Origin of the sequence: Streptomyces sp. HSW2009, from assembly GCF_040240285.1 — a bacterium.
Taxonomy (GTDB): Bacteria; Actinomycetota; Actinomycetes; order Streptomycetales; family Streptomycetaceae; genus Streptomyces.
Genome location: NZ_JBEHZD010000245.1, coordinates 1 through 11,099 on the forward strand (window position 1 = coordinate 1; position 11,099 = coordinate 11,099).

General features: G+C 73.9%; 9 protein-coding genes and 2 pseudogenes. 4 read left to right on the forward strand and 7 right to left on the reverse strand.

Annotated elements, in window-relative coordinates; translation table 11 throughout:
- Positions 1 to 541: 541 nt before the first annotated feature.
- Positions 542 to 1,474: pseudogene (locus AAHZ94_RS18825) on the forward strand (PAC2 family protein); the annotation flags it as partial.
- Positions 1,475 to 2,309: 835 nt separating this feature from the next.
- On the opposite strand, the gene AAHZ94_RS18830 reads toward AAHZ94_RS18825, so the two are convergent.
- The 5 genes from AAHZ94_RS18830 to AAHZ94_RS18850 all read right to left on the reverse strand — a co-directional run bounded on the left by AAHZ94_RS18830 (position 2,310) and on the right by AAHZ94_RS18850 (position 6,314).
- Complete coding sequence (locus AAHZ94_RS18830; protein WP_349994126.1) at positions 2,310 to 2,693, reverse strand: hypothetical protein; 384 nt, start codon at positions 2,691 to 2,693, stop codon at positions 2,310 to 2,312.
- Positions 2,659 to 3,888: a cysteine--1-D-myo-inosityl 2-amino-2-deoxy-alpha-D-glucopyranoside ligase gene (mshC, locus tag AAHZ94_RS18835; protein ID WP_349994127.1), complete on the reverse strand. Its 1,230-nt coding sequence runs from the start codon at positions 3,886 to 3,888 to the stop codon at positions 2,659 to 2,661. Before mshC ends, AAHZ94_RS18830 begins: the two co-directional genes overlap by 35 nt.
- 96 nt (positions 3,889 to 3,984) lie before the next feature.
- The gene (locus AAHZ94_RS18840) at positions 3,985 to 4,908 is read right to left on the reverse strand and encodes an SCO1664 family protein (RefSeq protein ID WP_349994128.1); all 924 of its coding nucleotides are present in this window, start codon (positions 4,906 to 4,908) and stop codon (positions 3,985 to 3,987) included.
- On the reverse strand, positions 4,872 to 5,462 hold the full coding sequence (locus tag AAHZ94_RS18845) for a DUF3090 domain-containing protein (protein WP_349994129.1): 591 nt from the start codon (positions 5,460 to 5,462) through the stop codon (positions 4,872 to 4,874). Before AAHZ94_RS18845 ends, AAHZ94_RS18840 begins: the two co-directional genes overlap by 37 nt.
- A gap of 150 nt (positions 5,463 to 5,612) precedes the next feature.
- Complete coding sequence (locus AAHZ94_RS18850; RefSeq protein ID WP_349994131.1) at positions 5,613 to 6,314, reverse strand: histidine phosphatase family protein; 702 nt, start codon at positions 6,312 to 6,314, stop codon at positions 5,613 to 5,615.
- Between the two features lie 64 nt (positions 6,315 to 6,378).
- Between AAHZ94_RS18850 and corA the strand changes: the two genes are divergently transcribed.
- Positions 6,379 to 7,371, forward strand: coding sequence for a magnesium/cobalt transporter CorA (gene corA / locus AAHZ94_RS18855; protein ID WP_349994132.1), 993 nt, complete (start codon positions 6,379 to 6,381; stop codon positions 7,369 to 7,371).
- 101 nt (positions 7,372 to 7,472) lie between these two features.
- Here the strand turns inward: corA and AAHZ94_RS18860 are convergent, their stop codons facing one another.
- Positions 7,473 to 8,261: a ferritin-like domain-containing protein gene (locus AAHZ94_RS18860; RefSeq protein ID WP_349994133.1), complete on the reverse strand. Its 789-nt coding sequence runs from the start codon at positions 8,259 to 8,261 to the stop codon at positions 7,473 to 7,475.
- 383 nt (positions 8,262 to 8,644) lie between these two features.
- Complete coding sequence (locus AAHZ94_RS18865) at positions 8,645 to 9,694, reverse strand: LLM class F420-dependent oxidoreductase (protein WP_349994134.1); 1,050 nt, start codon at positions 9,692 to 9,694, stop codon at positions 8,645 to 8,647.
- 129 nt (positions 9,695 to 9,823) lie between these two features.
- Here AAHZ94_RS18865 and AAHZ94_RS18870 point away from each other — a divergent pair, with 129 nt between their 5' ends.
- Both AAHZ94_RS18870 and AAHZ94_RS18875 read left to right on the forward strand, forming a co-directional pair.
- Positions 9,824 to 10,807: an aldo/keto reductase gene (locus tag AAHZ94_RS18870; protein WP_349994130.1), complete on the forward strand. Its 984-nt coding sequence runs from the start codon at positions 9,824 to 9,826 to the stop codon at positions 10,805 to 10,807.
- Positions 10,804 to 11,099, forward strand: a pseudogene (locus AAHZ94_RS18875) (hypothetical protein); the annotation flags it as partial. The gene AAHZ94_RS18870 and the pseudogene AAHZ94_RS18875, both read left to right, overlap by 4 nt.

Consider the following 11,099-nt stretch of genomic DNA (forward strand, 5'->3'; position numbering starts at 1 on the left):
CCCCCCCCCCCCCCCCCCCCCCCCCCCCCCCCCCCCCCCCCCCCCCCCCCCCCCCCCGCGGGGCCCCCCGCGACGGCGGTCCGGTGCGCAGGGAGTACACGGTGCGATGTGGGGGCAGGTGGTGTGCCGGCGGTTGATGCGCAGGGGGTGCGCGGTGCGACGTGGATGCGGTGCGCGCGGGGGTACGCGGTGCAGGCGCCAGGTTGGCGGACGTCGGGCGGTACGGCACAGCGGAGCCATCGAGCGACCCCAACTACCAGCGCCCAGCGCCGAGTTCGACCGGCCGGAAGGTCGGCCGCCCCGGCCGGGCGCGGCGGGTGCGGAGCGCCGCGGTGCAGGGGCCCCGGGCACGGCGCGGGCCTGCGGGTTGGCGGCGCGGGGCGGACCGGCCTGAACCGGTGGGCGCGCCTCGCTGAGAGCTGAAGGCGATGCTCCCCCAGGGCTGCGGCCGGGGGCGGGGGAAGCCGTAGGCTGGGGCCGCACGCAATGGAACTGGAACCGGCGGGGTCACCCGACCACCCCGGTCGGAAGGAGGCGCTGGGTGATCGAGCTTGAGGGGGTTCCCGAGCTGATCGACCCGGTCATGATCTGTGCCTTCGAGGGCTGGAACGACGCCGGAGACGCCGCCTCCACCGCGGTCGGGCACCTGGACCGGGAGTGGAAGGGCGAGGTGTTCGCGGCGCTGGACGCCGAGGACTATTACGACTTCCAGGTCAACCGGCCCACCGTGTGGCTGGACGGCGGGGTGCGCAAGGTCACCTGGCCGACCACCCGGCTCTCGGTGGTGCGGACCAGTGGCGACAAGCCGCGCGACCTCGTCCTGGTGCGGGGCATCGAGCCGAGCATGCGCTGGCGTTCGTTCTGCAACGAGCTCCTGGGCTTCGCGCACGAGCTGGGCGTGGAGATGGTCGTGGTGCTCGGAGCGCTGCTCGGCGACACCCCGCACACCCGGCCGGTGCCGGTCAGCGGCGTGACCTCGGACCCGGATCTGGCCCGCAGCCTCGACCTGGAGGAGTCCCGGTACGAGGGGCCGACCGGCATCGTCGGCATCCTCCAGGAGTCGTGCACGCACGCCGGCGTCCCCGCGGTGAGCCTGTGGGCCGCGGTGCCGCACTACGTCTCGCAGCCGCCCAACCCGAAGGCCACCCTGGCCCTGCTCAACCGGCTCGAAGACCTGCTGGAGCTGCGCATTCCGCTCGGCGAGCTGCCGGAGGACGCGCGGGCCTGGCAACTGGGCGTGGACCAGCTCGCCGCCGAGGACAGCGAGGTCGCCGAGTACGTGCAGTCGCTGGAGGAGGCCCGGGACACAGCGGAGCTGCCGGAGGCGTCGGGCGAGGCCATCGCGCGCGAGTTCGAGCGGTACCTGCGCCGCAGGGACGGCCAGCCGGGCCCGACCGGCCACGCCGCGGAGGGCGGCACCGCATCCGACGGCCGCGACTCCTACCTCCGCGACCCGTCCAGCGGCCGTGCGCGCAGGACGACGGCGCGGGAGGACGCGCCGGACGAGGCACTGCCGGACGGAGCGGCAACGGAGCCGGACGAGACGCCGGCCGGGACGAGGGCCGACGGGACGGTGCCGGGCGGGGCAACCGAGGCGGGCGACGAGACCGCCCCGGCCACCGACGCCGAGCGGCCAGCGGACGGGCCGCCCGAGGCCGAGCAGGACGGGCCCACGGCGGATGCGGAATCGGCCGAACCCGCTGCGTCGGCTGAACCGGATGTGTCGGCTGAACCGGCTGAACCGGCTGAACCGGACGCGTCGGCTGAATCGGCCGGGCCCGCGAAGGGTACGGCGGCCCGGCGGAGCCGCCGCAAGCCGAAGACGGCGAAGCGGGGCGAGGAGACCGCGAGCCCCGTGGACGCGGCGGACGCCGATGGCACTGCGGGTTCGACCGGCCCGACCGGCTCACGCGGTACGGACAGCCCCGACGGCTCTGCCGGCTCCGACGGTTCCGCCAGCCCGGACGGCTCGGGCGGCCCGGCCGAGGCGGCCGGCTCCGACGGAGCGGACGGCGGCGGTCGCAAGAGCCGCGGCGGTCGCCGTGGGCGCAGTGGCCGCGGCGACCAGGCCGCAGACGAGGGCGAGTCCCCGGACAAGGACGGCTGACGCACCGCGGTGGGGCGGCCCGCTGCCACGGACCCGCCCCACCCTGGTGCGAACCACACCGACCACCAGCGCCGGACGGCCTTCACAGGCCCCTGCCCAGGCGCCCCCTCACAGGCCCACCGAAGCGACGCCCCCGACGGGCGGACCGCACCACGCCCCGAGCGACCCCGGCCAGCGCCCCGAGCGAATCAACGCTACGACTTCACTGAAACCGACACCGCGGCCACAGCAGGACCAGCACCACAGCCCCACCGAGCCGACACCGCGGCCACAGCAGGACCAACACCACAGCCCCAACAAATCGGCGCCGCGGCCACAGCAGACCAACACCAAGGCCCCGCCCCCCCCCCCGGGGGGGGCCGGGGGGGGGGCGGGGGGGGTGGGGGGGGCCCCCCCCCCCCACCCCCCCCCCCCCCCCCCCCCGCCCCCCCCCCCCACCCCCCACCCCCCCCCCCCCCCCCCCCCCACCCCCCCCCCCCCCCCCCCCCCCCCCCCCCCGGCGCCGCCCCCCCCCCCCCGGTGCCAGGTTCGTTGCGGCGGATGCGCCGCGCCTACAGCGCCACGCCCAGCAGCGCGTCAACCGCACGCGAGACCACGCCGGGCGCGCCCTCGTCCGTGCCGCCCGATGCGGTCTGCCGCTCGACCCAGCGGTCGACCGCGGCCAGCGCGGTCGGGGCGTCCAGGTCGTCGGCGAGGGCCGCGCGGATCTCCTCGACCAGTTCGTCGGCGGCCGGGCCGTCGGGCCGGGAGACGGCGGCGCGCCAGCGCGCCAGCCGCTCGACGGCCGTGCGCAGCACCTCGTCCGTCCACTCCCAGTCGGCCCGGTAGTGGTGGGCGAGGAGGGAGAGGCGGATCGCGGCCGGGTCCACGCCGTCGCGCCTGAGCTGCGAGACGAAGACGAGGTTGCCCTTGGATTTGGACATCTTGGCGCCGTCCAGGGCGACCATGCCGGCGTGCACGTACGCCTTGGCGAACGGGCGCTCGCCGGTGAGCACCTGTGCGTGCGATGCGCCCATCTCGTGGTGCGGGAACGCCAGGTCGGAGCCGCCGCCCTGGACGTCGAAGCCCATGCCGAGGTGTTCCAGGGCGATGGCGACGCACTCGATGTGCCAGCCGGGGCGGCCGGGACCGAGCGAGCCGCCGTCCCAACTGGGCTCGCCCGGGCGGGCGGCCAGCCAGAGCATGGGGTCGAGCGGGTTCTTCTTGCCGGGGCGGTCCGGGTCACCGCCGCGTTCGGCCGACAGCAGCCGCATGGCCTCGGCGTCGAGCCCGGAGACGCCGCCGAAGCCGGGGTCGGATTCGATGGAGAAGTAGATGTCGCCGTCGACCTCGTACGCGGCACCGAGCTCGCGCAGCCGCTCCACCAGCGGAACGATCCGCGGTATGGACTCGACCGCGCCGATGTAGTGGCGCGGCGGCAGCATCCGCAGGGCGGTCATGTCCTCGCGGAAGAGGGCGGTCTCGCGCTCGGCGAGCGCGGTCCAGTCATCGCCGTTGGCCACCGCGCGTTCCAGCAGCGGATCGTCGATGTCGGTGACGTTCTGGACGTAGTGCACCTGCCGCTTGGTGTCGAGCCACACGCGCTGTACGAGGTCGAACGCGTTGTAGGTCGCCGCGTGTCCCATGTGGGTGGCGTCGTACGGAGTGATGCCGCAGACATAGATGCGGGCGACGGGACCGGGGTCGATGGCGATCGACTCCCCGGTCGCGGTGTCGTGAATCCGGAGGTCGCGGCCCTTACCGGACAGGGCGGGAACCTCAGAAGCGGGCCAGGCATACATGTCATGAGCGTAACCGGACGCGGCATCCGGCTACGAACCGGATGGCGCGTCTTGGCGCGATAGGCGGTCTTGCGGAGCCGGCCTCCACGTGCTGCGTCAGACCGGGGGCCAGGGGATCGGGGGCCACTGCCCGCTGGGCTCGGGATGCCTACCGCTCTGCACCAGATCGGCTATTCGGTCACGGAGCGCCTCGATCTCGGCCGCGGTGATCAGTTCGGCCAAGCGGGCGGCGAGCGGCGTAGAGTCGGCCAGTTCGGCTGAAAGTCGCCGTAGGACCTGACGGGCCTCGTCGGGCAGCGGCTCCCCCGCCCAGCCCCAGAGCAGCGTGCGCAGCTTGTCCTGGACGTGGAAGGCGACGCCGTGGTCGATGGCGTAGAACCCGCCGTCGGCGGTCGGCAGCAGATGACCGCCCTTGCGGTCGCCGTTGTTGATGACCGCATCGAGCACGGCCAGCCGGCGCAGCCGGGGCTGGTCCGCGTGGACGAGGAGCGCGGTCCGGCCCCCGCCGACATCCGCCTGCCCGACCGCCTTCCAGCCGGGGCCCGGCTCACCGCCCTCGACCAGCGCCAACAGTTGCGGAACCGGGTGATCCGCGCCGCCGCCGTCTCCGTCGCCCCCGTCATCCTCCGCGTCGCCGTCGTCCGGCGCGTCGATCCAGAGCTGGCACATGCCCTCGCCATAGGGCCCGTCGCGCAGCACCGTCGGCGGAATCAGCCCCCACCCGGTGGCCTCGGAGACCTCGTACGCGGCGACCTCGCGGCGGGCCAGGTTGCCGTCGGGGAAGTCCCACAGCGGCCGTTCCCCGACCACCGGCTTGTAGACGCAGCTCAGGCTCTGCCCGCGGTAGCTCGCCGTGCACAGCAGGACCGCGTTGGAGGCGTCGGTGACCTGGCCGCGCACGGTGAGCTCGCCGGCGGCCAGCACCTCGGCCGGGGTGGGTGCTTCGGACGCCGCGGGGGCGGCGGTGGCCGCTCCCCGGGGCGTCAGGCCCCCCTGCGGTAGCCGTTCTGGCGCGGGCATACGTGTCCCTCCGGGTCGAGCGGCAGACTGCACAGCGGGCACGGCGGGCGGCCGGCGTTGACGACCTCAAGGGCGCGCTTGGCGAACGCCCTGGCCATCGTGCCGGTGAGCCGCACCCGCAGCATCGGCGGCCCGTTCACGTCGTCTTGCAGCAGCCGTTCCTCGGCCTCGGCGAGGTCCTCATCGGTGTCGGCTTCGAGCTCGACCAGCGCCTGTGCCTCGACCACCATGCGCTGCTCTTCGCCGTCCCAGGCCAGCGCCATGGTGCCGACCCGGAACTCCTCTTCCACCGGGGCGTCGAGCGGCGCCGTGTCGGTCATCTCGGCCGGCGCGACGGCAGGCACCGGCGCATTGCCTCCGGTGCGCCGCACGACCTCGTCCAGCAGCTCGTCGATCCGCTCGGCCAACGCTTCGACCTGCGCCTTCTCCAGGGCGACGCTGGTGGTCCGGCCGGCCGCCGACGCCTGGAGGAAGAAGGTACGGCGGCCAGGTAGCCCGACCGTACCGGCGACGAAGCGGTCCGGCGGGTCATAGAGGAACACCTGACGGGACAACGTCCTGCTCCATTTTGTTTCGACGGATCGGCTCGGGGTGGGTCTGCGCCGCTGGGGGCACGGGCCCGGCCGCTGGTGGCCGCTGATCCCGCCGTCCTGGGTGCCAAGACCACGGTCTCATGCGCGGAACCACCCTACTGCGCGCGGAGATCACGGTGCTCCCGCGCCACCCCCCACCGCCGCGTCCCCGGCCGCAACGGGCCCTTCTTCGGTGCGGGGCGCGAGTCCGGCGAGGTTTCCGGTGTCCCCGAGCCGCAGCAGGAACGGGCGCAGCCTGGTGTAGCTGATGGCGGTGATCGAGCACGGCTCGACGGAAATCCGCTGGAAGAGGTCGAGGTGCATGCCCAGCGCGTCGGCGACCAGCGACTTGATGATGTCGCCGTGCGAGCACATGACGTACAGCGCGTCCTCGCCGTGTTCGGCCGCCACCTGCGCGTTCCAGTCCCGCACCGCGTCGACGGCGCGGGCCTGCATGGCCCGCATCGACTCGCCCTCGGGCCCGGGGAAGACGGCGGCCGACGGGTGCCGCTGGACGACCTCCATCATCGGCTCGTCGTTCAACTCCGCGAGTTTGCGGCCCGTCCAGTCGCCGTAATGGCACTCGCCGATCCGCTCGTCGGTGTGCACGGTCAACTCCGGGCGCGCGGCGAGCAGCGGCGCGAGGGTGCCGGCGCAGCGCGGCAGCGGGCTGCACACGGCGGTCGCCAGCGGCAGTTCCGCGAGGCGTTCGGGCAGGCCGGCGGCTTGCGCGAGGCCGCGTTCGTCGAGCGTCACACCGGGCGACCAGCCGGCGAGCACGCCCGAGGTGTTGGCGGTGGACCGGCCGTGTCGGATCAGGATCAGCGTGGGCATGTCGATCAGCGTACGACGCTGATCGGTTGTGCTCACGATGCATATGCGCCGCGGTCGGGGAAGAATCCCCGGCGTGATCGTGGACTGTGCCCTCTACCGTGACGGCCGCCGTGCGGCGGACCCCGCGGACATCTCCGATGCCGTCGAACAAGCGCGTACGAGCGGCGACGCGTTCTTGTGGATCGGCCTGTACGAACCGACCGAGGAGGAGTTCAGCGAGGTCACGGGCGAGTTCGGGCTCCATCCGCTGGCCGTGGAGGACGCGCTCAGCGCCCACCAGCGCCCCAAACTTGAGGTGTACGACGACTCCCTGTTCCTGGTGCTCAAACCGACCCGGTACGAGGAGGGCGGCGCCACCCTGGTCACCGGGGAGCTGATGGTCTTCGTCGGCGACTGCTTCGTGGTGACGGTGCGGCACGGCGCGGCCAACCCGCTCAGCACGGTGCGCGCCCGCCTCGAACAGACCCCAAAGGTGCTGCGGCACGGGCCGACGGCAGTGCTGTACGCGGTCGCGGACGCGGTGGTGGACCACTACCTGGAGGTGGCCGACGCGCTGCACACCGACCTCGATGCGCTGGAGGCGGAGGTGTTCACGCCGGACGGCGCCGGCGCGAGCGGCTCGGCCAGCCGGATCTACGCGTTCAAGCGCAAGGTCCTGGAGTTCCGCCGGGCCACCGCCCCGCTCACCGAGCCGATGGCCCGGCTGGCCAGCGGCACCGTGCCCTTCGTACACCCGCCGTCCCAGCCCTTCTTCCGCGACGTGAGCGACCATCTGACGCGTACGAACGAACACGTGGAGGGCCTGGACCGGCTGCTGTCCGACATCCTCGCGGCCCATCTGGCGCAGGTGGGCGTCCGGCAGAACGACGACATGCGCAAGATCTCCGCCTGGGCCGCCATGGTGGCCGTGCCGACCATGGTCGCCGGCGTCTACGGCATGAACTTCGACCACATGCCCGAACTGCACCAGCCGTGGGGCTACCCGGCGGCGCTCACCGTCATGGTCACGTCGGTCGTGGTGCTGTACCGGATGTTCAAGCGGCGCGGCTGGCTGTGAGGGCGGCGCGGGTACGCGGGCGCGGGCGCGCGGGGTGGCGCGGCGCGGCCAGGCGGGGCGTACGGGGCAGGCGAGCCAGCCGGGTCAAGCAGCCCGACCGGTCAGGCGAATTCGGCGGCCGTGGTCGCCGGGCCGCCGAGCGCGTTGCGCCGCTCGGGCATGCGGAGCGAGACCATCCGGCGCCAGCCGCCGGCCGCCTCGTACCCGTACACCCCGTGGATTCCGGCGGCCAGCAGCGCGCCCTTGGCCCGCGGCCAGCCGAGCAGCCGTCCCATGTGGTCCATCACGGCCAGGCTGACCCGGCGGTAGACGCGGATCTCGGCGCGGGCGCTCTCCCGCAGCAGGGCCTGGATCATGCGGCCGTAGCCGGCGCCGGCGAGGCGGAGGAGTTCCTCGTGGCAGTAGGCGAGGTGGTTGTCCTCGTCGTCCGAGATCATCCGGACCGCGCGGCCGATGTCGGGGTCGTCGGCGAAGTACCGGCGCAGCAGCCGCATCTGTTCCGCGGCGCGCTGCTCGGTGACCCGGCTGTGCGCGAGGTAGGCGACGATGTCGCGCTCCGTCAGCGGCTCGGCGCCGCGCAGCTTCTCGTGGGCGAGGCCGATGCCGCGCCGTTCCAGGAGCATCGTGTAGTCGGTCTCCGGCGGTACGTCGACGGGGTCGAGGCCGCGCTTGCGCAGCAGGGCCCGGAAGATCCGCCCGTGCTTGTCCTCGTCCGCCCCGTGCCGGGTGATCTTCCCGGTCATGGCGCGCTCCCCCGCCGGCACCAGCGCGGCGATCCGGCCGTTCTCCCAGCCGCCCTGTGACTCGCCGCTGGCTGCGATGGAGCAGAACAGCCGGAAGGATTCGTCGTCGTCGAGGATCTCCTGGAAGACGCTGCGCGCCGAGAGCACCATCGCCACCTCCATGAAGCGCCGCACGACAGCCGTGCGGAACCACCGGGAACACCAGCAACACCGGAACGTCCCCACACCAGAACCAGTCGAAGGCCGCTGGCCCGCGGCGGCAACAGGGGCCGCGGACGGCTACGCCGGTCGGGTGAGTGCGGCCGGTGCCGCCGTGCCCGTAACCGCGCGGCGGGCCCGGCGTTGTGTTGGGTGACGGCCGTGGCGGGGAAGACCCCCGAGCCCCCACCACGGCCGCAGACCTCTCCCCCACCGCGCCGCACTCGCGCCGCCGGCTCCCCCTCGCCCCCCGCCCCGGGATTCCCGGGCCCTTGGCTTCCCGGCTTCCCGTTCGGGGCGTACGAGGGGGCGTACCAGCGGCCGTACGAGGCTCAGGCCAGCCCGGCGCGCTCCAGGGCCGTCACACCCGCCCGCCGGCCCGCGAGCCGCTCCTCCAGCGTGAAGCCGGCCGGCATCAGCGACAGGGTGGTCACCCCGGCCTCGGCATAGGCCCGCATCCGGTCCGCGATCCGCTCGACGGGCCCGACCAGCGTGGTGGCGTCGATCAACTCGTGCGGTACGGCGGCGGCTGCGCCCGTCTTGTCGCCGGCCAGGTACTTCTCCTGGATCTCGGCGGCTGCCTGCTCGTACCCCATGCGCTGGGCGAGCTTGTTGTAGAAGTTCTGCTTGGCGCTGCCCATGCCGCCCACGTACAGCGCGGTGTACGGGCGGAAGTGGTCGGCGAGGGCGGACACGTCGTCGCCGACGGCCATCGGGACGGTCGGCACCACGTCGAAGCCGGCGAGGTCCTGGCCCGCCTTGGCCCGCCCGGCGCGCAGCGCGCCCAGGGTGGTCTCCTCGGCGTGCTCGGGGGCGAAGAAGACCAGCAGCGCCCCGTCGGCGATCTCGCCGGTCTGCTCCAGGTTCTTCGGCCCGATGGCGGCGACGTAGAGCGGGATGTGCTCGCGGACCGGGTGCACGGTCAGCTTGATGGCCTTGCCCGGGCCGTCCGGGAGGGGAAGTTGCCAGTGCTCGCCCTGGTGGCTGAGCGGTTCGCGCCGCATGGCCTTGCGGATGATCTCCACGTACTCGCGGGTACGGGCCAGCGGCTTGTCGAACTTCACCCCGTACCAGCCCTCGGACACCTGCGGGCCCGAGACGCCGAGGCCGAGGCGGAACCGGCCGCCGGAGAGGGAGTCCAAGGTGGCGGCGGTCATCGCGGTCATCGCGGGCGTGCGCGCGGGGATCTGGAAGATGGCCGAACCGATGTCGATCCGCTCGGTCTGCGCGGCGACCCAGGACAGCACGGTGGGCCCGTCGGAGCCGTACGCCTCGGCCACCCAGCACACGGAGTACCCGAGCCGGTCCGCCTCCTGCGCGACCGCGAGGTTGTCCGCGTCCATTCCCGCACCCCAGTAACCGAGGTTGATGCCCAGCCGCATGCCACTCCCCTTACTCATCAGTAACGTCCCTGTGGCGGGGACTCTAGCGCGCATGGCGTGGCCGCGGCAGTGCCAGGGTTATCCACAGGCCCACCACGGGTCGCGGCGCGGCCAGTAAGGTCAGCGCCCATGGAGCAGAGGCACCTCGGCCGTACGGGCCTGCGCGTATCCCGGATCGGGCTTGGCACGCTCACGTGGGGTCGGGACACCGACGAACACGATGCGGCGGACCAACTCAAGACGTTCTGGGACGCGGGCGGCACGCTGGTGGACACGGCCGACGTGTACGCCGACGGCAGCGCCGAGTACCTGCTCGGTCAGTTACTCGACGGTCTGGTGCCGCGCCGCGATCTGCTCATCGCGACCAAGGCGGGCAGCGTGCCCGACCCCGACCGGCGGTTCGACGGCTCCCGCGGACACCTGCTGGCCGCCCTCGACGCCTCGTTGCAGCGGCTCGGCACGGACTACGTCGACCTGTGGCAGATCCACGCCTACGACCCGGCGACGCCGCTGGAGGAGACGCTCCAGGCCCTGGACATCGCGGTGAGCAGCGGCCGGGCGCGGTACGCGGGGGTGTCCAACTTCTGCGGCTGGCAGTTGTCGAAGGCGGCCACCTGGCAACTCGCCGCGGCGGGCCCGCGCGCCCGGCTGGCCAGTACGCAGATGGAGTACTCGCTGCTCCAGCGCGGCGTCGAGCGCGAGGTGCTGCCGGCGGCGCAGGACCTCGGCATCGGGCTGCTGCCCTCCTCGCCGCTGGGCCGTGGCGTACTGACGGGCAAGTACCGGCACGCCACGCCTGCGGACTCGCGGGGCGCGTCGGAGCAGTGGGCGCCGTTCGTCGCGCCGTACCTGGACGACACGGCCAGCCGCATCGTCGACGCGGTGGCCCCCGCGGCCGACGGGCTGTCCACGACCGCGCTCCAGGTGGCGCTCGCCTGGGTGCGCGACCGCCCCGGAGTGGTCGCGCCGATCGTGGGCGCGCGCAATGCGCAGCAGCTCAGAGCGGCTTTGTCGGTGGAGGCCCTTACGCTTCCTGACGAGATCTGCCAGGCGCTCGACGACGTCTCCGCGCCGCTGCACCGCTATCCCGATCACGACTGGAGCACGCTGTGAGTTCCGACCGCCCCGCGGGCGAGGCCACCTCCCCATCCGAGGGAGACACCGCACCGCAGGGGGACCCCGCGCCCGACCCGTCCACGACCGCGGGCGACCCCACGGCCGCCCCCACCACGCCGGACGCCCGGCCGGACGGCGTCCCCGCACAGGCGGCGCCCGGGCCGCAGGACGCGACGGCCGACCCCGCCGCGGCCGAGGGCGCCCCGCCCGGGGGGGGGGGGGGGGGGGGCGGGGCGCGGGCCGGGCGCCCCCCCCCCCCCCCCCCCCCCGCGCCGGTTCTGCTGGGGGG

Coding starts and splice junctions, on each gene's coding strand:
- AAHZ94_RS18870 (WP_349994130.1), top strand. CDS start 9,824: ATGGAGCAGAGGCACCTCGGCCGTACGGGCCTGCGCGTATCCCGGATC.
- AAHZ94_RS18865 (WP_349994134.1), bottom strand. CDS start 9,694: ATGCGGCTGGGCATCAACCTCGGTTACTGGGGTGCGGGAATGGACGCG.
- AAHZ94_RS18850 (WP_349994131.1), bottom strand. CDS start 6,314: ATGCCCACGCTGATCCTGATCCGACACGGCCGGTCCACCGCCAACACC.
- mshC (WP_349994127.1), bottom strand. CDS start 3,888: ATGTATGCCTGGCCCGCTTCTGAGGTTCCCGCCCTGTCCGGTAAGGGC.
- AAHZ94_RS18840 (WP_349994128.1), bottom strand. CDS start 4,908: ATGCCCGCGCCAGAACGGCTACCGCAGGGGGGCCTGACGCCCCGGGGA.